23 protein-coding genes, 1 tRNA gene and 2 riboswitches are annotated in these 22,405 nt (G+C 41.8%); of the genes, 15 read left to right on the forward strand and 9 right to left on the reverse strand.

The window, feature by feature from the left end; all coding sequences use genetic code 11:
• The first annotated feature begins 6 nt into the window (after positions 1-6).
• The gene (locus CLV31_RS15280) at positions 7-264 is read left to right on the forward strand and encodes a DUF4834 family protein (protein WP_111393771.1); all 258 of its coding nucleotides are present in this window, start codon (positions 7-9) and stop codon (positions 262-264) included.
• Positions 265-391: 127 nt separating this feature from the next.
• On the opposite strand, the gene CLV31_RS15285 is transcribed toward CLV31_RS15280, so the two are convergent.
• From CLV31_RS15285 to CLV31_RS15300, 4 genes are all read right to left on the reverse strand, one after another.
• The gene (locus tag CLV31_RS15285; protein ID WP_111393772.1) at positions 392-583 is read right to left on the reverse strand and encodes a hypothetical protein; all 192 of its coding nucleotides are present in this window, start codon (positions 581-583) and stop codon (positions 392-394) included.
• Complete coding sequence (locus tag CLV31_RS15290; RefSeq protein WP_111393773.1) at positions 580-1,152, reverse strand: zeta toxin family protein; 573 nt, start codon at positions 1,150-1,152, stop codon at positions 580-582. Before CLV31_RS15290 ends, CLV31_RS15285 begins: the two co-directional genes overlap by 4 nt.
• A 112-nt stretch (positions 1,153-1,264) precedes the next feature.
• Positions 1,265-2,485 carry a class I SAM-dependent methyltransferase gene (locus CLV31_RS15295; protein WP_111393774.1) on the reverse strand — a complete coding sequence of 407 codons (1,221 nt, stop codon included), beginning with the start codon at positions 2,483-2,485 and terminating at the stop codon, positions 1,265-1,267.
• Positions 2,485-3,477: an aspartate-semialdehyde dehydrogenase gene (locus CLV31_RS15300; RefSeq protein WP_111393775.1), complete on the reverse strand. Its 993-nt coding sequence runs from the start codon at positions 3,475-3,477 to the stop codon at positions 2,485-2,487. The genes CLV31_RS15295 and CLV31_RS15300 overlap by 1 nt, the downstream gene beginning before the upstream one ends.
• 95 nt (positions 3,478-3,572) lie before the next feature.
• On the opposite strand from CLV31_RS15300, the gene CLV31_RS15305 reads away from it, so the two are divergent.
• From CLV31_RS15305 to scpB, 3 genes are all read left to right on the forward strand, one after another.
• Positions 3,573-6,158 carry a lamin tail domain-containing protein gene (locus CLV31_RS15305; protein WP_111393776.1) on the forward strand — a complete coding sequence of 862 codons (2,586 nt, stop codon included), beginning with the start codon at positions 3,573-3,575 and terminating at the stop codon, positions 6,156-6,158.
• A gap of 561 nt (positions 6,159-6,719) precedes the next feature.
• The gene (locus CLV31_RS15310; RefSeq protein ID WP_111393777.1) at positions 6,720-7,103 is read left to right on the forward strand and encodes a TraR/DksA family transcriptional regulator; all 384 of its coding nucleotides are present in this window, start codon (positions 6,720-6,722) and stop codon (positions 7,101-7,103) included.
• Between the two features lie 2 nt (positions 7,104-7,105).
• Positions 7,106-7,666 (forward strand): SMC-Scp complex subunit ScpB, encoded by a 561-nt coding sequence (gene scpB / locus CLV31_RS15315; RefSeq protein WP_111393778.1) that lies wholly within the window; start codon positions 7,106-7,108, stop codon positions 7,664-7,666.
• Here the strand turns inward: scpB and CLV31_RS15320 are convergent.
• From CLV31_RS15320 to era, 4 genes are all read right to left on the reverse strand, one after another.
• Positions 7,663-8,286 (reverse strand): SprT-like domain-containing protein, encoded by a 624-nt coding sequence (locus CLV31_RS15320; RefSeq protein WP_111393779.1) that lies wholly within the window; start codon positions 8,284-8,286, stop codon positions 7,663-7,665. The genes scpB and CLV31_RS15320 overlap by 4 nt on opposite strands.
• Before the next feature lie 66 nt (positions 8,287-8,352).
• On the reverse strand, positions 8,353-8,535 hold the full coding sequence (locus tag CLV31_RS15325) for a hypothetical protein (protein ID WP_111393780.1): 183 nt from the start codon (positions 8,533-8,535) through the stop codon (positions 8,353-8,355).
• Between the two features lie 76 nt (positions 8,536-8,611).
• Entirely contained in the window at positions 8,612-9,925 is a 1,314-nt protein-coding gene (gene der / locus CLV31_RS15330) for a ribosome biogenesis GTPase Der (protein WP_111393781.1), read from the reverse strand.
• Between the two features lie 3 nt (positions 9,926-9,928).
• On the reverse strand, positions 9,929-10,822 hold the full coding sequence (gene era / locus CLV31_RS15335; RefSeq protein WP_111393782.1) for a GTPase Era: 894 nt from the start codon (positions 10,820-10,822) through the stop codon (positions 9,929-9,931).
• Between the two features lie 67 nt (positions 10,823-10,889).
• Here era and CLV31_RS15340 point away from each other — a divergent pair.
• The 11 genes from CLV31_RS15340 to CLV31_RS15390 all read left to right on the forward strand — a co-directional run bounded on the left by CLV31_RS15340 (position 10,890) and on the right by CLV31_RS15390 (position 21,793).
• Positions 10,890-10,962: transfer RNA gene (locus CLV31_RS15340), tRNA-Met, on the forward strand.
• Between the two features lie 548 nt (positions 10,963-11,510).
• Positions 11,511-11,701, forward strand: a riboswitch (cobalamin riboswitch).
• Between the two features lie 187 nt (positions 11,702-11,888).
• Complete coding sequence (gene metE, locus CLV31_RS15345; RefSeq protein WP_111393783.1) at positions 11,889-14,198, forward strand: 5-methyltetrahydropteroyltriglutamate--homocysteine S-methyltransferase; 2,310 nt, start codon at positions 11,889-11,891, stop codon at positions 14,196-14,198.
• A 131-nt stretch (positions 14,199-14,329) separates the two neighbouring features.
• Positions 14,330-14,653, forward strand: a complete 324-nt coding sequence (locus CLV31_RS15350) for a PAS domain-containing protein (protein WP_181452643.1) — start codon at positions 14,330-14,332, stop codon at positions 14,651-14,653.
• A gap of 421 nt (positions 14,654-15,074) precedes the next feature.
• Positions 15,075-15,177, forward strand: a riboswitch (TPP riboswitch).
• Positions 15,178-15,212: 35 nt separating this feature from the next.
• Positions 15,213-15,416: a sulfur carrier protein ThiS gene (thiS, locus tag CLV31_RS15355; RefSeq protein ID WP_111393785.1), complete on the forward strand. Its 204-nt coding sequence runs from the start codon at positions 15,213-15,215 to the stop codon at positions 15,414-15,416.
• 3 nt (positions 15,417-15,419) lie between these two features.
• On the forward strand, positions 15,420-17,267 hold the full coding sequence (thiC, locus tag CLV31_RS15360; RefSeq protein ID WP_111393786.1) for a phosphomethylpyrimidine synthase ThiC: 1,848 nt from the start codon (positions 15,420-15,422) through the stop codon (positions 17,265-17,267).
• The gene (locus CLV31_RS15365) at positions 17,267-17,872 is read left to right on the forward strand and encodes a thiamine phosphate synthase (protein ID WP_111393787.1); all 606 of its coding nucleotides are present in this window, start codon (positions 17,267-17,269) and stop codon (positions 17,870-17,872) included. Before thiC ends, CLV31_RS15365 begins: the two co-directional genes overlap by 1 nt.
• Positions 17,848-18,597 carry a hydroxymethylpyrimidine/phosphomethylpyrimidine kinase gene (locus CLV31_RS15370; protein WP_111393788.1) on the forward strand — a complete coding sequence of 250 codons (750 nt, stop codon included), beginning with the start codon at positions 17,848-17,850 and terminating at the stop codon, positions 18,595-18,597. The genes CLV31_RS15365 and CLV31_RS15370 overlap by 25 nt, the downstream gene beginning before the upstream one ends.
• Positions 18,590-19,219, forward strand: coding sequence for a thiamine phosphate synthase (locus tag CLV31_RS15375; RefSeq protein WP_111393789.1), 630 nt, complete (start codon positions 18,590-18,592; stop codon positions 19,217-19,219). Before CLV31_RS15370 ends, CLV31_RS15375 begins: the two co-directional genes overlap by 8 nt.
• A complete protein-coding gene (locus tag CLV31_RS15380; RefSeq protein WP_111393790.1) occupies positions 19,206-19,973 on the forward strand; it encodes a thiazole synthase in 768 nt (255 codons plus the stop codon). Before CLV31_RS15375 ends, CLV31_RS15380 begins: the two co-directional genes overlap by 14 nt.
• Entirely contained in the window at positions 19,966-21,090 is a 1,125-nt protein-coding gene (gene thiH / locus CLV31_RS15385; protein ID WP_111393791.1) for a 2-iminoacetate synthase ThiH, read from the forward strand. Before CLV31_RS15380 ends, thiH begins: the two co-directional genes overlap by 8 nt.
• Positions 21,083-21,793: a HesA/MoeB/ThiF family protein gene (locus CLV31_RS15390; RefSeq protein WP_111393792.1), complete on the forward strand. Its 711-nt coding sequence runs from the start codon at positions 21,083-21,085 to the stop codon at positions 21,791-21,793. The genes thiH and CLV31_RS15390 overlap by 8 nt, the downstream gene beginning before the upstream one ends.
• A gap of 330 nt (positions 21,794-22,123) precedes the next feature.
• On the opposite strand, the gene CLV31_RS15395 is transcribed toward CLV31_RS15390, so the two are convergent.
• Complete coding sequence (locus CLV31_RS15395; protein WP_245943416.1) at positions 22,124-22,270, reverse strand: transposase domain-containing protein; 147 nt, start codon at positions 22,268-22,270, stop codon at positions 22,124-22,126.
• Positions 22,271-22,405 lie beyond the last annotated feature (135 nt).

Here is a 22,405-nt window from a genome sequence, read left to right on the forward strand (position 1 = left end):
TCTGTTTTGGTAAAATTTCTCATCATATTACTCGGAGTGGGTTGGCTATTGGGCCAACTCATCCGCTATTTTCTTCGATCCAAGCTTGCTCAATTGGCCAAGCAAGTCAATGAAGCCGCTAGAGAACAACAGCGAGCTCAGCAACATGCCTCTAGGCCAAAGGATTCGGTCGTTGTAGATTATATTCCTAAGGAAGAGCTCGAAAAGCGAAAAAAAGATATTGAGGGCGGCGAGTACGTGGACTATGAAGAAGTAAAGGAGTAATTGTTAAAAACCATAAAATTGGAAAGGTCTGTGTCCGCACAGACTTTTTTTTATGAATCAAGGTTTTCAGCTTTTTAATTTTATCCTTCTGAATATCTACTTCTGCAAACTAGAACGGGTAAACTGCTCACTGTCCATTGGCTTTTTTCTCCTTCATTTTTCTTAAAAAATAGTCGGGTGTTCGGGTTACGATTTTCCCATTGATTTGGGTTACAATCTTCTGGCCGAGTCGCTTTTTCATTTTCAGAAAGTCTTCTTCCGAGTTCAAAACAGCAGTTTTGATTTTCTCTGCAAGTGTATCAATTTCTTCTTCCCTCATTTTCCAAATGACTTTAGAAAGTTAAACTTTTCTGAATTGGCGACTTTTACTCTAAATTTCTTCTCGGCGATAAGTTCTGGGGCTGTCTTTGAATTATCGAATATGGCTAAATAATCAACTTCGTTGAAAAAAAGTTTGAAAAGGTTTTCAATCCCTCTTTGGTATCTTCTTCGTACCACACTTTCAGGAATGTGATGACCACCCTCTGCAACTCTCTTTTTGACCCGCTCGATGGCCAACTCAGGAGATTCCAGCCAGAAAAATACCAAGGAGACAAAATAGCCTGCCTGTTTTGCTTTTCGGATAAAACTCAAGTAAGACTTGGTAGCCAACGTAGTTTCAAAGGCAAAATCTTCTTCTTTCTCTATCAGCTCATGGATCCGTGAAAGCATAATTCGACCAGCCTCTAACGCAACAGTCTCAGGCTGAAAAGGAGAAAGTCCTCTTGCTATTTCATCAGCATTGACAAATTCCTTGCAGTCCAAAAGCTCAGGAAGCATCCGAAAGGAAGCAGTGGTTTTGCCAGCGCCATTACAGCCTGCGATAATAAAAAGTCTCCTTTGCCCCATCCTCAAATTTGGTGAAAAATCACAGGTAAGCCAAGCTTTGCAGGATACCGAAAGGTCTTGTGTCTAAGGTCTTTTCTCTTGCTTCTGATTTATTCGACGCACTTTTAAATTCCTATTTCACTCGCTTGCACCAAAAAACCTTATATCCACTTCCCGTTTTGGTTCCGATCAGGAAGTCTTCACCTCCATCTTTCAGCCCCAGTTTCTTTTTAAGTTCCTCGGCTTTGATGCTGTAGTTTCGGCAAATCACATTGACTTTTCCCGAAGGAAAGAGGTTTTTGATTTCTTGCTTTTTAGGAGCAATCTCCTGGATCACTTCAAAAATTCGCCCTGGAATTTCTGATGGAAATTGGTTTCCGGTGTAGATATGGCTGTTTTTCTCCAATTTTTTCATTCCAAATCGCGCTGCAAAAAGGGTAAATGCACCTGCTTTCAAGATTCCGCTTAGGGGTTCGATTAAGTACTTTTCTGCTTCTCCGAGCTGTGCAGCAGCGTTCTCCTCTTCTTTTGGATCAAAAGAGAATTTCAGATTTTCACTGCCCAAATCAACGGCTGAGATCTCTCTGGATTCTTGGGTTTTTCCTTTTTCCCAAGAAAGCAAAAGCTCCTTTACTTCGTTTTTGACGGAAATCACCGTGATTTTTTGAATCTCCGGAAGCTCTGACCAAGCTTGTGAAATATCCAGCATGGGTGAGGCTTTGATCAAGATTTTATCTGATTTGCTACGCAAAAGAGACCATGCGCTGACCACATCCGGTTCGCAATCCTGGAGCTTGTAAAGCTTCTGATTTCCGTTACCCCTTCTTGCCGGGTCAGCAAAAATCAGGTCAAAGTGTAACTCGGTTTTTTTCAAAAAACCCAATCCATCTCCTTCAAAAAACTCAAACTTTCTATCTAAACCCTCCAAGGGTTCTGAACCCTTGGAGGGTCCCAACTGCTCGAGATTATGCTTCGTGATCTGAAAAAGCTCAGGCTGCCTTTCGCAGTATATCCCTTTTTCAAACTCCTGGCTCAAGTAAAAAAAATCGACTCCAAAGCCCCCGGTAAGGTCGATCATGGATTTTCCGGTCATGCCTTCCCCTTTGAATCGGGCTGTTTCCTCGGAGGAACTTTGCTCCAAAGAAATGCTTGCAGGGAAAAGTAAATTTGGATTTTCAGACCAGGCCGGGAGCTTCTTAGCTGCTCTTTGTCTGGCAGAAATCTGCTGCACAGCCATTTTCAGGTCAAAAGTGACTTTTCCCTGGTATTTAAAAAGCAAAAGTGCAGGATCTTCAGTAAGATGATCCTGCACAAATTGTCTGAATTCAGCGCTATTGAGCTCGCTGAGGTTCATCAGACGAGTTTATTTTCCAAAAGGTATTCTGCAATCTGCACGGCATTGGTCGCAGCACCTTTTCTTAGGTTGTCCGCTACGATCCACATGTTGAGTGTATTTGGTTGAGACTCATCTCTTCTTAATCGGCCCACAAACACCTCGTCTTTCTTGTGTGAAGTGATTGGCATAGGATAGACGAAGTTGGTAGGGTCGTCTTGTACGATCACCCCGGGGGCATTTTCCAACAGGCTTCTCACTTCCGCCAAATCAAAATCCTGCTTGAACTCCACGTTGACTGCCTCAGAGTGTCCACCCATGGTCGGGATACGAACAGTAGTAGAAGTCACCTGGATGGAATTGTCACTGAAGATTTTTTTAGTCTCGTTGATCATTTTCATCTCTTCCTTGGTGTAGCCGTTTGGCTGGAACACGTCGATATGAGGAAGGACGTTCATGTCGATCTTGTGCGGATAGACCATCGGAGGATTGGCATCACCGGATCGCTCAGCCATCATTTGATCCACTGCTGCTTTACCTGTACCGGTTACGGATTGATAGGTGGACACCACAATGCGCTTAATTCCATATCGCTGACGCAAAGGCTCCAAAGCCAAGACCATCTGTATGGTCGAGCAATTAGGGTTGGCGATGATTTTATCTTCTTTAGAAATTTCTTTTGCATTGATCTCAGGCACCACCAATTTCTTGGTAGGATCCATTCTCCAAGCGGAAGAGTTGTCGATGACGAAGGTGCCGACTTCTGCAAATTTGGGAGCCCACTCGAGCGAGGTGCTTCCACCTGCAGAGAAGATCGCGATTTCAGGTTTGGCTGCCACAGCATCAGCAAGGCCGATCACCGTGTGTTTTTTACCCTTGTACTCGATCTGTTTACCCACAGATCGCTCAGAAGCAACCAATAGCAGTTCGTCATAAGGGAAGTTGTGCTCATCGAGCACTTCGAGGATTTCGGAGCCCACCAAGCCGGTGGCGCCTACTACAGCCAGTTTCATGTGTTTAAATAGGTTTTTTATTGGTTTTGGGTCTGCAAAAGTAAGGACTATGAGTTCATTTTCAGGATAATGGCGAGAAAAATCCTTGGTTTTTTATGATAGATCAAAAAACCAAAACTAATTTTTGTATTTTCAATTACTCCTTTTTCCTCATTTCCCTTATGAAAGGTGTTTTTCCATCTATTGTTTTTTGGGTATGCTTTAGTGCCTCGGTCCTCTTTCCATTTGAAGGGTTGGGACAAAAGCAGGATTTTGAACTTCCTTTTTCCATATCTTCTTTTCCTCAAGAATTTCTTCCGGGTTGGTATGGAAATGATGTGAGAAATACTGTTTCGAGGATTTTTCAGACCTCCACTCTGGGAAGATCAGATTCTAGAGCCTTGGCAGTTCAGCCTATCAGTTCCTTCAATGGAGAAATTTGGGTCAGACTCAGGCCTTCCGAATTCGAAAATCCAAAAGTATATTTTTGGGCAAGAAGCCTTCAAAACGGCACCGGTAGCCGTGCTGCGGTGGTGTATTTTTCTTGGGGAGAAAGTTTGACAGGGGTGTTTTCAGGCAGGACTTTACTGGGATCTGAGACCGAATTTGGGAATGAAAATCAGGAATATCGGAGGTTTATCTTAGATGTGCCTGCGGAGTTGGTGACTCTTGATGAGGTCTATTTTAAGTTTGAGATTTTATATGGTCAGGGTAGCGGAAGTGCGGCGAGGTGGTTTTTGGATGATTTTGAGTTAGGGGAATTGATTCAGGATGTAACTCCACCTCAGGTATCGGTTGTAAAAGGATATACTAAAAACGAATTGTTTTTAGCGTTCAATGAACCGATTGATCCAGTATTTTCATTATTTCCGTTGGCCTACAGATTGGATGACGCAGAGCCAGTAAGAATAAGTGCTCTTAATGACTCCACCGTGATTCTCGGATTTGGGAATAACTTGTTGGAAGATAGAGATTATAGTTTGTCGATCAGGCAGGTTCCGGATTTGGAGGGAAATTTTTTGAATGACACTACAGTGTTTTTTCGGTTTACAGATCCTACGGATTTTCAATTCAAAACTTTGGTTATCAACGAGCTGATGCCTGCACCAAGACCGGATCAGGATCTTCCAAATGTTGAATATGTAGAGCTTTTTAATCCTAAAGACAAGGAGTTTCGACTTCAGGGTTTAGTATTTTCCAATTCAAGAAGTAGCAGTATTCTTCCTGAATATTGGATTCAGCCGGGAGAATTTGTACTACTTGCACCTTCTAATCAAGCTAATCAGCTTCTGGAATTTGGGTCGGTTGTGTCAGTAAATCCTTGGCCCACCATGTTAAATTCCGGTGATGTTATGACCTTGGCATTCTCAAGTGAGGGAGTGGTCGATCGGCTAAGTTACGCCACTGCCTCTTGGAGAGGAAATGAATTTGCAAATGGTGGATTCAGTTTAGAAGTCATTAATCCATTTTTGCTATGTGATAATTCAGAATTACTAAGACCATCGACGGATCAGCTACGGGGGACTCCGGGAAGGCAAAATTCACTTTTTTCAGCTGAGGTCATCGGTGAGGAGCTAAAAATAGAATCTGCCTATTTTGTTCATCCTGATCAGATTGAGGTCGTTTTTAATCAGCCTTTTTTTCCAATCCTGAATTCCGATCAAGTGACACTCTCCCCCGATCTTGAGGTGGATTCTATATGGGTTTCCTCAGCGGGGAAAGGATTGCAGGTCAGATTAGTTCAGCCTGCAATCCCCAGTCTGAAGTATATGTTGAGAATCTCTCTTTTGGTTACTTGTTTTGGAATACCTATAGATGGAGAGCTTTCTGCCAATTTGGTGCTTGCTGAAAATGCCAATAAAGGGGATTTGATCATCAATGAAGTATTGTTTGACGCTCGGGTAGGGGATCCAAAATTTGTTGAGATTTACAATACAACAGATAAATATCTTTCTTTGGAATCTTGGGCTTTAGCCAATTTGAATGACTCAGGCTTGCCCAATCAGATTAGGGTGTTTGGTACAAAAGGGAGTATGTTGGGGCCCGGAGAATTTTTGGCAATAAGTACAGATTCCAATCGCCTGAGGCTAGCCTACCCTAAATCTGCAGAGGGGGCTTTGCTTCAGATTCCCAGCCTTCCAAGCTATCCTATTTCTGGAGGTACCGTTGTATTGATTTCCAATAAGGGTGAGGCAGTCGAAAAATTTTCCTATGACCCTAAAATGCATCATCCGCTGATCCGAAACACCAAGGGGGTCTCTTTGGAGAGAATTTCTTCAAAAACAGCGGCAGAAGTTGCCTCCAATTGGCAGTCGGCTTCTGGCAGCGAAGACTATGCTACACCTGGGAGAAAAAATTCTGTGGCCTTGAGCGATGAGTTTGAGTCAACTCTCATTCAGATTGAACCCCAAGTCTTTGATCCGGAAGGAAATTTTGGACAGACATTTACCACCATAAGGTATGAGTTGGATCAGCCTGGATGGGTTGGTAGTTTTTCAATTTTTTCGGCCTCAGGACATTTGGTCCAGACACTTTCCCAAAATCAGGTTTTGGGGACTTCCGGAATTTATACCTGGACTGGAACAGATTTGAGTGGTGCCAGAGTCCGGCCGGGATATTATGTTCTTTTAGTAGAGTTGTTTGATCTTGCCGGAAAAACCACCGTGATCAAAAAACTGGTAGTCGTAGGATCAAGGCTTTGATGGTTAATTTTAATTAAGACATACTTTTTACAAATTTCCAGGCTGCTGAAATAAAGATCGACGATCTTCCTAAAGAATAAGGGTTTTCAAAGGTGGGAAGCTGTAATTGAATTGATGGTGAGGTGTAAATAGGTAAATGGCGGAGTTGATCTTAATCGAAGTCTGATGACTTTTGATAAGAGAATCAACCATTTTTCACTGCGGATTCTGATATAATTTTATATGATTATCCGCAATTGCACCACCAGCCAAATTCTCTTTGTTTAATGGGTCGGAAGACCGATGACCGAAGGATCCTCGATTTCTGCCTTTTTGAGAAATTTCGTAAGCTAGCTAAGCCTACAGGGAATAAATCGGATATAGAGAAATTTTAATTTGGATATCTTAGAAAATTATTTTCAGTAAATCACTGAATTCCAAGGAGTAAAGCTCCTTGATGAATTGGAGGATTGGCTCTCCTGATTTTCTAAAACTTTTAATTTTTGCATTTATCAAAGACCACAGTATTTTAGGGTACCAAACCCGAAAAGTCCCCGTACGATCATTTAAAGAAAGACCAACATGAGTCAGGAAGAAAAGACCGCATACTCTCAGGAGGAGCTCAAAGAATTTGAAGAAATCATTCTTCAAAAACTGGCGGTAGCCAAAGAAGAGCTCCACTCTCTAAAGGAAACCTTGAGCAAAAAAAATGACAGTGGGACAGATTATACTGCTTCGACCTCAAAACTGTTGGAGGATGGAGCGGATACCTTGGAACGCGAAAATCTAAGTCAGTTGGCCGCCAGACAGCAGAAATTTGTCATCAACTTAGAAAATGCCCTGATTCGGATTAAGAATGGAACTTATGGCATTTGTGTGGATACGGGCAAGCTAATTTCAAAAGAGAGACTGAAGGCTGTTCCTCATACGATGCATTCGATCGAAGCAAAATTGGCAAAGAAGTAATTTTGGATTTTCTTCATCGTCATATAGAAGCGTTGATATTCTGCGCACCAGAGCCTCTTACAACCACTGAAATAGTCAAGTGCCTCAGTGAAATGTTTGAGGCTGAGGTTTCGCTAGACCATGTCGAGGAGGCTATTTATGAGTTGAGAAAGAAGTATAATCAAGATGATTTTTCATTTGCTTTGGAGCATCTGGGTGGAGGGTATCAGTTTTTGACAAAGCCGGCTTATCAGGCCAGCATTAGTATTTTGTTGAGACAACAGTCCCAAAAGAGACTTTCCGCTGCTCAATTGGAAACACTTTCTATCATTGCATACAAGCAACCAATAACCAAAGGTGAAGTAGAGCAAATCCGAGGTGTCAACAGTGATTATTCCGTCCAAAAGCTTTTGGAGAAAGAACTGATCGAAATCAAAGGAAAGTCCGATGGTGTGGGGAAACCATTGATCTACGGTACTTCTACAAGATTTATGGAGTACTTTGGGATCAATTCTATCCAAGATCTGCCCCAGCCAAAGGATTTTTCTCAACCAGAGAATCAAATCGGGGAAGAAAAGGATTAATCCATAGGCTGTACTTTAGCTAACCGGGACACCAAAAATTTTTTACCCGATCCGATTTCTTCACAAATAATCCGGGTTCTTCTTGTTTCTCCCTTTACAAATTTCCTTCCAGAGAGCATAAATGAGTTACCTGGTTTGAGGTCAGCTAAGAAAATTTCCGTCGAATGCGCACTTTTTTTATCGTATTTGCTCATTTCTTTCATCAAAAAAAGATCCCTTGCAGAGCTGGCAGAAGGGTTTCTCATATGCAATTTGAGGGGAACCAATAGATCCCGAGGGAATATTATTTCCGACAACAATGGCTCCATCAATTCCTGAAACAATTTTTTCCATTCATATCCGTGTGGGGCATGATGGATACCGAACTTTTCAAAAGCTCTTAAATGAGCCACTTCATGGATGTAAGTGAGGAGAAACTGGTAAGTGTTTAGGTCAGCATTAAGGGTGATGGTCTGGAATTTTCGGTCCTTTCTATACCTGAAATCTCCAAGCTTAGTTGATCTGGGTGTTTTTACATGCAAAGAAAAAGGGGTTTCTTGCCAGAGCCTCAGGCAATAGGGTACCGCCTTTTCAGGGAGGTGAGTATTTGCTATATGGAGAAGCCCGGGGGGAAAACTCATCAGGTCAAAAATAAAAAAAGAGTCCCGATTTAGGGACTCTTAATTTTTTTCCAAGGCTGGATTGGATTACTGAGCAGTTGCAGTAGTGTCAGCAGCTACAGCAGCAGTGTCAACAGCAGGAGCTTCTTCAACAACTGGAGTTTCTTCAACTACAGTTGTTTCTTCTACTGTTTCTTCAGTGGTTTTGTTACCGCAAGAAGTAGTAGCGATCAAACCAGCGATTGCGAAAATTGCAAATACCTTTTTCATTTGTTATGGTTTTCTTAATTACATCACAAAGGTACTAGTAATATTTTCAATTGTGCAAGCGCCGTCCAAATATTTTTTATTTGTTTTTATAAACAATTTTTACAGGAACTCCTTCGAAATCAAAGTTTTCTCTCAGTCGGTTTTCAAGATACCTTGTGTAAGGGTCCTTAATATATTGAGGCAGGTTGCAGAAAAATGCAAAAACCGGATTTTTGGTAGGAAGTTGAGTGACGTATTTGATTTTGATATATTTTCCTTTCCAGGCAGGAGGAGGATATTTTTCTATTTCCTGGAGGAGGACATCATTCAGTTTGGAGGTTGGGATTCTTCTTGTCTTGTTTTCAAATACTTTTACAGCCAACTCAATTGCCTGAAAAATTCGCTGTTTTTCAACCACTGAGGTGAAGATGATCGGGATCCACTTGTGCTCTCCAAGTCTGTCTAGCATCTCCTCTTTAATTTTATTCATGGTTTTGTGGTCTTTTTCGATCAAATCCCACTTATTGACCATGATCATCACGCCTTTGTTGTTTTTGATGGCCAGGCCAATCAGGTTGATGTCTTGTGCTTCCAGTCCTCTGGTGGCATCGACCATGACTATGACGACATCGGATTCTTCCAGCGTTCTCAAAGAACGCATGACAGAATAAAACTCAATATCCTCTTTTACTTTACCCTTTTTGCGGATTCCGGCTGTATCCGTGATAATAAAGTCTTTTCCAAAAAACTTATATCGAGTGTGGATAGCATCTCTTGTAGTTCCGGCTTCATCCGTCACAATGGATCGCTCTTGTCCGAGAAGCGCGTTGAGAAAAGAAGATTTTCCTACATTGGGTCTTCCTAAAATGGAAATTTTCGGTACCCCTGCATCTGGATCTTCCTCTCCTTCATCCTTGAAATGAGTAATGACAGCATCCAAAAGCTCGCCGGTTCCGCTTCCACTTACAGCTGCAATCGGAAATATTTCAAAGGCACTCAAGCCCATCTGATAAAATTCATTGGCCATAAATGCCTTTTCCCGATTATCTGCTTTATTAGCGACGATGTACAAAGGTTTTTTAGTTCCCCTGAGTTCATTGGCAAATTCAGAGTCCAAATCTGTTAAGCCATCATTACAGTCCACTACAAAAAGGATTACATCTGCCTCTTCAATGGCCAGCTTCACTTGCTTTCTGATTTCTGCTTCAAAAATATCTTCAGAGCCAGTTACATATCCTCCTGTATCGATCACCGAGAAGAATTTGCCAGACCACTGCGCATGGCCGTAGTGCCGGTCTCGGGTCACTCCACTCAAGTTGTCCTCAATGGCCTTTCGTTCTTCTACCAAGCGGTTAAAAAGAGTAGATTTTCCCACATTGGGTCTGCCTACGATTGCTACTATATTTGCCATAAGTTAAGAGGGGTCGTACCCGAATTTTTTTAGTTTCAATTTATTCTTTCGCCAGTCTAATTCGACTTTAACGAATGTTTCCAAAAAGATTTTCTTTCCGAAAAACTTTTCCAGATCAGCTCGTGCTTCTGTTCCTACTTTCTTGAGCATTTTGCCTTTATCTCCGATGATAATCCCTTTTTGACTATCGCGCTCCACAAAAATGGTAGCTCGGATTCTAATGATATTTTCTTCTTCGTGGAAATCCTCAATACCCACTTCGGTGCTATAGGGGATTTCCTTTTTGTAATTGGTAAAGATCTTCTCCCGAATGATCTCAGAGGCAAAGAACCGTTCTGGTCGGTCAGTTAGTTCATCTTTGTCGTAAAAAGGGGGGTGCACTGGTAGCCTTTCCACAATTTCCTGTAAAATCCGTTCAGTATTAAACTGCTCTTTTGCAGATATAGGAATTACCGTGGTCGCCTGGATTCTTGAAGTCCAATACTGAGTGACTTCCTCCAATTGGCCTTCTTTAGCAAGGTCAATTTTGTTGATCACCAAAAGGATCGGGATGCCTGATTCGTTGATTTTTCGGATTACATCTTCGATTTCCTCTTCATTTTCATAGAGGTCAGTGACAAATACGATCACATCTGCATCCTCGAGAGAAAGATTGACAAATCCCATCATGCTTTTGTGAAGCTCATATTTTGGTTTGAGCATTCCGGGTGTGTCAGAAAAGACGATCTGATACTCATCCGTATTAATCAGACCAAGAATTCGATGCCGGGTGGTTTGAGCTTTGGAAGAGACTATGGATAGCCGCTCACCCACTAGGATATTCATCAAGGTGGATTTACCCACGTTTGGTTTTCCGACGATATTGACAAATCCCGCTCTATGAGGAGTTTGGGCCATTTTCAAAGATTTTTTTGCAAAGGTACTTGATTTTTGAGAGTTTGCCCTTACCTTTGCATCACAATATCGCGGGATGGAGCAGTTGGTAGCTCGTCGGGCTCATAACCCGAAGGTCACAGGTTCGAGTCCTGTTCCCGCTACAAAATAAAAAGTTGATCATGTCATGGTCAACTTTTTTTGTTTATACCCTTTCTCATGCGGTTTGTGAAGTTTAATTGATTCCACTTGACCATATCCGTCCGGTATTTTTTCGTTTTCAGGACGAGAAACCAATGCTAAAGCGTTTTTCCCTCCTCTTGAAAGAGGGATAGTCGGTAGCGATTAGTAGACTTTTTCTGTCTTTGAGGGGGGACGGAGTTATATTTTGAACCAAATACCGAGGGGCATGGGATCCTCCTTCTGTAGATACGGGATTGTCTTTCCTGTTTTAAGGTAAGTTCTTTATATCGAAATCCCATTTTGGCAAAGAAATCGAGTAATTGTTTAATGGCTCGTGAAATAACGCTCACTAACCATGCGGACGAAAAATAGAAGCTCTGGATTGCGGTTAGCCTCACCAAGACCTAACTGACAGAGGCTGCCATTTTTGTGATACCTGTATCACTGCATTATGATTAAAGAATGCCTAATTGGAGATTTATCGTTTAAAAATATTCCTATCTTTGATCCAATAAGTTCTTTTTAAGTTTCTTCATCAAACGAAATAGGTTTTACTTAACTGTAGATTAATAGGGAATCGTGTGAAAATCACGAACTGTCGCGCAACTGTAAGTAACATACCAAAGGTTTTACCAAGAAGGTCCACTGTCTCGTTTTCGGGATGGGAAGGACGGTAAAGCTGTTACAAGTCAGGAGACCTGCCTATTTTGATTTGACAATGCTCTCGCGGTTTGGAGTCAGATGTCAGACAAGATGTTTTTAAAAAAGGCAACAAAGCCTTCATGGAATTGGTGTATCCAATTGCATTCACATCTATCTATTCGTCTCTCCCCTTCCTTCGACAGTATTGTGAGGTTCTTCAAAAGGGTTTTTAACTAATTATTTAAAAAATTTAAAGTTAAAAGAAGTGAAAACACACAATCTTGGCTATCCGCGAATTGGTAGCAACAGAGAACTTAAAAAAGCCTGCGAGTCCTATTGGTCAGGCAAAACATCCGCAAATGAGCTGCAAAACACAGCAGCAAGCATTCGGCTGTTCAACTGGCGATTACAGAAAGAGGCAGGAATTGACCTTATTCCTTCCAATGATTTTTCACTCTATGACCAGGTTTTGGATCTGTGTCTGATGGTGGGAGCTATTCCCGAGCGGTATCATGACGTCATTCTTGACAAATCCAACAACGAGCTGGACCTCTATTTTGCCATGGCAAGGGGATATCAGAAAAACGACCTGGACATCACTGCCATGGAAATGACAAAATGGTTTGATACGAATTACCATTACATCGTTCCGGAATTTCACAAAAATCAGCAGTTCAAATTCTTTTCGACGAAAATTGTCGATGAATTCTATGAAGCAAAGAGCAAGGAAATTCTCACCAAACCCGTCCTGATTGGGCCAGTTTCCTTTTTGCTTTTGGGTAAAGAAAAGGAATCGGGATTTGACCGGTTGGATCTGCTGGACAACCTGATTCCGGTATATATGGATGTTCTTAAAAAACTGGAGACTCGGGGTGTGGAATGGGTACAGTTTGATGAACCATTTTTGACACTCGACCTTGATGAAAAGGTGAAGCTGGCCATTTCAAAATTCTACAAACTGGTCAGAAAGGAATTTCCGACCCTGAAAACATTGCTTGCAAGCTATTTTGAAGGTCTAAAGGACAATCTTTCATTCGCCGTATCTCTCCCTGTTTGCGCTTTGCACCTCGATTTGGTGAGAAATCCTGAACAACTGATGGAGGTTATCAACCTTTTGCCGGAAAAACTCAGTCTTTCACTCGGATTGGTTGATGGAAGGAATATCTGGAAAAATGACTTTCAATCCAGTCTTGAATTCATCAGAAAAGCCCAATTTCTAATTGGAAACGAACGTCTTTTCATCGCACCCTCCTGTTCCTTACTCCATGTTCCATGTGATTTGGATTTAGAATCAAAACTGAATCCTGAAATCAAACAGTGGCTTGCTTTTGCGAAGCAGAAGATAGCCGAAGTCGTGTCCTTGAAGCAGCTGGCTACAACCCCAAGTCCTGAAGGATTAAAAAGCCTTCGTGAAAATGAAGCGGTAAACAACACAAGAAAGACCTCCAGTTTGATCCACAATGTCAAGGTAAAGCAGCGGGTAAATGCAGTGACAGCGTCGGATGCAAGTAGGCAAAATCCTTTCCTGATCCGAAAATACAAGCAGCAGCAGTCACTTGGCTTGCCGCACTTTCCAACCACCACTATCGGATCATTTCCTCAGACCGCAGAAGTGCGTTCATGGAGGGCAAAATTCAAGAAAGGGGATATTTCTGAGCAGGAATACGAGCGACTCTTAAGGGATGAAACCGAAAAAACCATTCGTTGGCAGGAAGAAATCGGGCTGGATGTATTGGTTCACGGCGAATTCGAAAGGAACGACATGGTAGAGTATTTTGGTGAGCAGCTGGAAGGATTTGCCTTTACTCAAAATGGCTGGGTCCAAAGTTATGGAAGCCGGTGCGTTAAGCCGCCGATTATAATTGGTGATGTTCACCGACCTAACCCTATGACTGTTTATTGGTCCTCATTAGCCCAATCAATGACTGATAAGCCAGTCAAAGGCATGCTGACCGGACCAGTCACGATTCTGCAATGGTCCTTTGTGCGAAACGACCAGCCGAGATCCCAGACCTGCACCCAGCTAGCCTTGGCCATCCGGGACGAAGTGGCTGATTTGGAAAAAGCAGGAATCAAAATCATTCAAATCGATGAACCGGCAATCCGGGAAGGTTTGCCACTTCGAAAAAGTGAATGGAAAAACTATCTGGAATGGGCAATTGGAGCATTTAAAATATCCTCAAGCGGGGTTAAAGATGAAACTCAAATTCATACCCACATGTGCTACTCTGAGTTCAATGATATTATTCAGGATATTGCTAATATGGATGCAGATGTGATCACAATCGAATGTTCACGGTCTCAGATGGAATTGTTGGACGCTTTTGCGGACTTCAACTACCCCAATGAAATAGGTCCAGGTGTGTATGATATTCATTCACCAAGAGTTCCTTCAAAATCAGAAATGATTGGGCTTTTGGAAAAAGCACTTGCTGTAATTCCATCAGATCAACTTTGGGTTAACCCCGATTGCGGCTTGAAAACCAGACATTGGGAGGAGACTAAGCGTGCATTGATTGAAATGGTGGAAGCAAGTAAGGAAATGAGAAAATCACTTGAAAGCTTTCCAATATAGGATGATTTAAACTGTGTATAGGTTTATCGCCTATGCACAGTTTTTAAATTTTTTGACCAAGTTTAATGTTCGAACCAGTACCTAAAATCCAAAAATTCAGTCATCCAAATTTTTGCTGGGATGTGATTTCTATGCAAACTGTCAATGAATCAATTGCTGCCCAAAAGCAAATTGACATCAAGAAAATTGTCCAAAATTTAGAAAGCCGAAGGTGTAAACTGGATTTAGAACTTATCAATACTAAAAGTTATAAAGCGATTGTTTTGACTGACCCTTCTCAATTTATTATTTGGGTGAATAGCGGATTTGCTCAAATGACCGGATACTCTCGAAAGTATGCTGTAGGAAAGAAACCCACTTTTCTTCAGGGGAAGAATACTTCGGTTGAATCTAAAATAGCATTGAGCCAACAGATTCCTTCCAAGATTGCATTTGGGGGAAGGATTATAAACTAAAAATTAGACAGAACAGAGTATAAATGTGAGGTTGGAAATTTGCCAATTTAATGGAAGGAATGAATTGAAACCTTATTTAGGATTGGAAAGAAAATTTTCCTGAATCCCGATTAATTATATTATTCAGGCACACTTGTTTTTGCTATTTAGTGCTTTGCATCATGAATTTTGATGAACCTCGGAAAAAATGTCAGGATAGATATTAGCCGGTTCTCAGATCCTATTGTTTCTGATGCCATGAATCATGGGGCCAAGAAGAGCATTTAGGATCAGTGCTTTATAGGATTTTCAAACAGTTACAAACAATATTAATGTGTAACTCAAACAAGGAAGACAAAATGGCCTTCCAACAAATCTTTTGAATTATAAAATTATTAAACATCCATTCTTTCCTTCCCCTCTCACAAATTTTAGTAACTTGGCAAAACTTTAGGGGTGTCCGTACAAAATTCGTAAGGACTGAGATTATACCCTTTGAACCTGATGCAGTTGATACTGACGAAGGAAAAAGTAAGTGAAACACTCACGGTGTCTCCCCTGAAGTATAAATTTTTACAGGATGGAGATAACATACAACAATCAAACTCAGGAAGTACAGGAAGAAACTTTGGTTTCGGACTTTGTTTTTTTCCATTTAGGGGAAAAACAAAATGGTATTGCTGTGGCAATCAATGAAACAATTGTGCCCAAAACAGAGTGGGCAAAGACCTACTTAAAAGTACACGACAATTTATTAATCATTAAGGCAACTCAAGGAGGGTAAATCATGAGCAAAAAAGATAAATCTCCCATGCAGGGCAGTATTTCTAAAGGGCCGATTAGCGGTTCTAGAAAGGTATATGTACCGGGGAAAATTCATGATATCAAAGTAGCGATGCGTGAAATTGCAGTTTCGCCCACAAAGTTATTCAGCGGAGGAACTTTGGAGAACCCACCGGTGACAGTGTATGACGCAAGTGGGCCTTATACAGATGAAAATGCAGAAATCGACATCAAAAAAGGATTGCCACGAATTCGCGAGCAATGGATTTTAAATCGCAACGATGTGGAGCGTTTAGGGTCGACTACTTCGGATTACGGGCGGGAAAGATTGAACGACAGTTCACTGGATCATTTGCGCTTTGAACATATTGCTAAACCATTGCGTGCAAAAAAAGGGAGAAATGTGTCCCAGTTGCACTATGCGAAAAAAGGAATCATCACACCTGAAATGGAGTATGTCGCCATTCGCGAAAATCAACGGATTGAAGACTTGAAAGCCCAATGGAACGGCGGGTACGACACGATGTGTGCGCAGCACATAGGCGAAAGTTTCGGTGCGAACACTCCCGTAAATTTAATTACGCCCGAATTTGTATGCGAGGAAATAGCTGCGGGTAGGGCCATTATCCCAAATAACATCAACCATCCTGAAAGCGAGCCGATGATTATCGGACGTAATTTTTTGGTGAAAATAAATGCCAATATCGGTAACAGTGCCGTGACTTCATCTATTGAAGAAGAAGTGGAGAAAGCTGTGTGGGCTTGCCGTTGGGGAGCAGATACTATTATGGATCTGTCAACCGGAGATAACATTCATGAAACGAGAGAATGGATTATTCGCAACTCACCCGTTCCGATAGGAACCGTTCCGATTTATCAGGCGCTTGAAAAAGTGAAAGGTAAAGCAGAAGATTTGACATGGGAGATTTTCAGAGATACTTTGATTGAACAAGCTGAGCAAGGGGTTTCGTATTTTACTATCCATGCAGGTGTACTTTTGCGCTACATTCCGTTGACCGCAAAGCGGATGACAGGAATCGTTTCCCGCGGTGGCTCGATCATGGCAAAATGGTGTTTGTCTCACCACAAAGAGAATTTCCTCTACACCCATTTCGAAGAAATTTGTGAAATCATGAAAGCATACGATGTGGCTTTCTCTCTTGGAGATGGCCTACGTCCAGGTTCAATTGCCGATGCAAACGATGCGGCACAATTTGCGGAGTTGGAAACATTGGGGGAACTGACAAAAATCGCATGGAAACACGAGGTGCAAGTGATGATTGAAGGTCCAGGTCACGTGCCGATGCACATGATTAAAGAGAATATGGACAAGCAGTTGAGGGAATGTCACGAAGCACCTTTCTATACATTGGGACCTTTGACTACGGATATTGCACCGGGTTACGACCACATCACCTCGGCAATCGGGGCTGCGATGATCGGTTGGTTTGGTACTGCCATGCTGTGTTACGTTACTCCAAAAGAACATTTAGGCTTGCCTAACAAAGAAGATGTGAAAACAGGAGTAATCACCTATAAGCTGGCTGCACACGCTGCGGATTTGGCAAAAGGACACCCTGGAGCGCAATACAGAGATAATGCGTTGAGCAAAGCCCGCTTCGAATTCAGATGGGAAGATCAGTTCAACTTATCCTTGGATCCGGACACAGCGCGCGAGTTTCACGATGAAACACTTCCGGCAGAAGGTGCAAAAGTAGCTCACTTCTGTTCGATGTGCGGACCTAAATTCTGCTCGATGAAAATTAGCCAGGAAATCCGCAATGACGCGGAAGCGGGAATGTTTGAGAAATCGGAAGAATTTAAAGAAAAGGGAAGGCAAATTTATTCTTAATGCTGATAATAGTTTCCAGTCCCGAAATGCTAGAAAATGAACCGGGTGTAATCAATCAATTATTTGCCGCAGGATTGAACTTGTTTCACTTGCGAAAACCCGAAGCTGGAGAAAAAGAGCTTAGCGATTTATTGACAGCGATTTCGGAAGAATATCGTCCGCGAGTTGTACTTCATCAACATCATCAGTTGGCAAAAGAATTTGGAATTCACAGGATCCATTATAAAGAAGCCGAACGGATGAAACTGACCGAAAGCGATTATCTGAGTATGGAAAATACGAGGTTGGTTTTTTCCACTTCAGTACATTCTTCAGAAGCTTTTCAGACTTTGAATGGAGTATTCAGCTATACATTCTTCGGGCCTGTTTTTGAAAGCATTTCAAAACCCGGTTATAAACCTGTAAAGGAGACGAAAGCCAACATTGGAAAACACAGGTCAACAAAGTTGATTGGAATAGGAGGGATTACGCAAGCAAACGCGTCTTCAGTTTTCGATAAAGGATTTGACGGCGTGGCAGTTTGTGGCACGATTTGGCAGAGCGGGAATAAAGTAGAAGTATTTGAAAAATTAAACACCGTATGCAGGACAGGCCTTACATATTGACAATTGCAGGTTTCGACCCAAGCGGTGGTGCCGGATTAACGGCGGATACCAAAACGTTTGAGCAGCACCAAGTGTATGGTCTGGCCATTTGCTCGGGGATTACCTTGCAAACGGAAGATTCATTTTTGGATGTGCGTTGGGAGAAGGTGGAGGATGTGTTGACAGCACTGGAGGTCTTATTGAAGAAGTATCCAATTACCGTAATTAAAACCGGGATTTTGCCCAATGTAGACTACTTAGAAAAGATAGTAGGCTATGTACATCTGAATTTCCCCTTGGTAAAAATCGTAGTAGACCCTGTGTTCAAAGCATCTGCAGGATTTGAGTTGTTTGATTTTTCATCGAGAGAACGCTTTTACAAAAGTTTGGAGAAATGTTACCTGATTACACCAAATCTGGAAGAAGTGAAATGGATAACAGGAGAGGAAATAGAAGAAAAGGCTGCCAACGAATTGGCAAAGCATTGCGATGTTTTTCTCAAAGGAGGTCATCGAACAAGCAAAAAAGGCGTGGATTTTTTGTATGAAAGCAAAGGGATCACAGAGTTTTTGCCAACCAAGGCGAGTACCAACAGCAAGCACGGTACAGGCTGTGTTTTGTCTGCTGCTATAGCCTCCAATTTGGCTTTGGGGCTTTCGCTGTCAGAATCTTGCCGGAGGGGAAAAGCCTATTTGGAAAAAGTATTGGATAGTAATCATACTCTATTGGGATATCATCATGTATAGATTTCAGTACATATCACAAGGTCAGACACCTGAAGAACATCTTTCGAATTGCAAAAAGGTTTTGACAGCAGGAGTTAAATGGATTCAGTTGCGCATGAAGAATTTTCCGGATGAAATTGTAGAAAAAACTGCTCTGGAAGTACAGTCCTTTTGTACCCAATCTGGAGCAACCTTTATTTTGAACGACAACGTGAATTTGGCTAAAAAAATTAATGCCGATGGGGTACATCTGGGATTGACAGACACAGCGATTACAGAGGCACGCTTGATCTTGGGTCAGAACAAAATCATTGGGGGGACCGCCAATACAGTTGAAGACGTAGTTCAACGCATAGAAGAACGTTGTGATTACATCGGCTTAGGTCCTTACAGGTTCACATCGACAAAAGACAAACTGAGTCCGATACTGGGATTGGAAGGATATAGAGCCATCCTCAACAGATTGGATGACGGGCATAGAAAGACTCCTATCGTGGCAATTGGTGGAATTCAGGTAGAAGACATCTCCGCTATTTTAGAGACTGGAATTTGCGGTATTGCATTATCGGGCATTTTGACCAACTCAAAAAATAAAAAGGAAATTGTTGAACGCATAAATACAATACTTTATGACCCCGCTTAAAATAGGAGATAAGGAATTAAACTCACGGCTGTTTTTGGGGACGGGTAAGTTCGGTTCGCCAATTGAAATGCAAAATGCCATTATTAATTCTGGTTCTGAATTGGTAACGGTTGCGTTGAGAAGAATTGATCTGGAAACCGATACCGACTCGATTTTGGCTCATTTACCCAAGTCCGTCAATTTATTGCCCAATACCTCGGGGGCGAGAAATGCGAAAGAAGCTGTTTTTGCGGCACAATTGGCACGTGAAGCATTGGAGACGAATTGGTTAAAGCTTGAAATTCACCCCGATCCAAAATACCTTTTGCCCGACCCGATAGAAACCTTGAAAGCGACGGAAGAATTGGCTAAGCTCGGTTTCATTGTACTACCCTACATTCATGCAGATCCTGTCCTGTGCAAGTTATTGGAAGATGCAGGTACCGCAGCAGTAATGCCCTTAGGTTCGCCGATCGGTACCAACAAAGGACTGAGAACAATAGACTTTTTGGAAATTATTATTGAACAAAGCCGCGTTCCCGTGATTGTGGACGCAGGAATCGGAGCGCCCTCAGATGCAGCAAAAGCAATGGAACTGGGTGCGGATGCCGTTCTTGTAAACACGGCAATTGCAGTAGCAGGGAATCCGGCAGACATGGCCACAGCTTTTAAAATGGCGGTGATTGCGGGTCGGTTAGCGTATGTATCGAAATTAGGAAAGATTCAATCATCAGCGATTGCGTCAAGTCCGTTAACGTCTTTTTTGAATGGGTAGCTTTGTAGATGTTTTCAACAGGTTCTCATGGGAAGAGGTCAGGGAATCAATCTATTCCAAAACAGAGAAAGACGTCCTTCACGCATTGTCCTCTTCTAAATTGACCTTGGAGGATTTTAAAGCACTGGTTTCGCCTGCTGCAGAACCTTATCTGGAGCAGATGGCAGCAAAATCGAGTGCACTCACTCAAAAACGTTACGGAAAAACTATACAGCTGTATGCACCCATGTATTTGAGTAATGAGTGCAACAATATTTGTACTTATTGTGGCTTTAGCCTGACCAACAAAGTGAGGCGCAGGACCCTTTCCGATGATGAAATCGTCACTGAAATTGAAGCCATTAAGAAAGACGGATTTAATCACATCTTATTGGTGACGGGTGAAGCTAACTATACGGTGAATATCCACTACTTCTTAAATGCGATAAAGATTATTAAGCCTTATTTTGTCAATATTTCGATAGAATTTCAGCCCTTAAGTGTGGAAGAATACCGCCAAGCACATGATGCAGGCGTTTATTCGGTGTTGGTTTATCAGGAAACATACCACAAAGAGGTGTACAAGACTTATCATACAAAAGGTAAAAAATCGAATTTCGATTACCGATTGGATACGCCTGATAGAATTGGCGAAGCAGAAATCCACAAAATCGGATTGGGGGTTTTACTCGGATTAGAAGATTGGCGTGTTGATTCCTTTTTCTGCGCAGCACATTTGGATTACTTGGAGAAGAAATTCTGGAAAACAAAATACTCCATTTCCTTCCCGAGAATGCGCCCTGCTGAGGGTATTATTGAACCAAATGTAATTGTAACAGACAAACATCTTGTTCAATTGCTGACAGCTTACCGGCTGTTCAATGAAGATGTGGAACTGTCTATTTCTACAAGAGAATCGGAGCACTTTAGAAATAACATAATTCCACTTGGCGTAACCTCAATGAGTGCCGGGTCAAAAACAAATCCTGGCGGTTATTCGGTAGAACCTGATTCCCTGGAGCAGTTTGAGATTTCCGATAAGCGTTCGGTTCAGGAAATTGCGGAATTGATCAAAAGTAAAGGATACGAGGTAGTTCATAAAGATTGGGACAGGAAATTCAGTGAAGCCTATGCTTAGCAGAGAAGAATTTAACCGCTATCAAAAGCAAGTGATGCTGGAGGATGTGGGCTTACTTGGGCAGATAAACCTGAAGGAAGCAAAAGTACTGGTAATCGGTGCAGGTGGATTGGGTGCCCCAATTCTTCAGTATTTAACTTCAATTGGAATAGGAACCATAGGAGTTGTTGATTTTGATGTAATTGAAATATCGAATCTTCACCGTCAGATTTTATTTTCCCATGAAGATGCCGGACGGTTAAAAGTTGAAGTCACCAAGGAAAAATTATTAAAACAAAACCCGTATGTGTCCATATATACTTATTCGGTGTTGTTGTCAGAAGAAAACGCCGAGCAGATTTTTTCCGATTATGACTTCATAGTGGATGGCTGCGACAATTTTTTGACCCGATATATTGTAAACGACACTTGCACGAAGATGGGCAAACCATTGGTGTATGGCAGCATTTTAGGTTACCAGGGACAAGTAGCGGTATTTAATTATAAGGGGAGCAAACACTTACGGGATTTATTTCCCGAGCCTCCCAATGCTGAAGATGTGCCAAGTTGCTCCGAAAACGGTGTGATGGGTCATGTACCCGGAATTGTGGGATTGTACATGTGTAATATCCTGACACAATTGATACTGGGGCAATTTCAACAAGTCAACACCTTGTTTCTAATAGATTTGAAAACAATAGAAATGAGGCGGATTCTATTCTAAATCATGCTGATTATTGCATTTGATAGAAACTTAGTTTTGTCGGCAAAACGAGGTTGAAGCCAAATCATCAAAAAAAATATCATTCAATATTCAACCCCCTTATACGGCTCATAAACTTTGATTTTGTGCTAAAATCCAAGACTGAATTAAAATCAATTCAAATGAATTTGAAATTTTTGGTTCAAAAAGAATCTGTTCCCTTTGATTCATAAAAATCTATAAATCAATAAAATAAAACAGTCCTGATCCCGCTACTAAAAACCGGTCAAAACGACCTGTTTTTCTTTTTGTATCCCTCCGACCAATCCCATATTGCAGAAAAAGTGATTTTTATTTGGGGCGGTATTTGGGCCAGTTGGATGGCAGGAGTTGGTAGAGGTTTTTGTGGTTGATGCTTTGGATTCGTTCAAAGACATCTTTGAGCCATTCAAACTCATTGATGTGGTTTCTTTTGCAACTGGCCATGAAGGAGTACATGGCGGCGGTCATTTCGGCGGCGTGATGTGATCCTGCAAACGTATCCCTCCGACCAACCCCATATTGCAGAAAAAGTGATTTTTATTTAGGGCGGTATTTGGGCCAGTTGGATGGCAGGAGTTGGTAGAGGTTTTT

This window comes from Algoriphagus aquaeductus (assembly GCF_003253485.1).
Taxonomy (GTDB): domain Bacteria; phylum Bacteroidota; class Bacteroidia; order Cytophagales; family Cyclobacteriaceae; genus Algoriphagus; species Algoriphagus aquaeductus.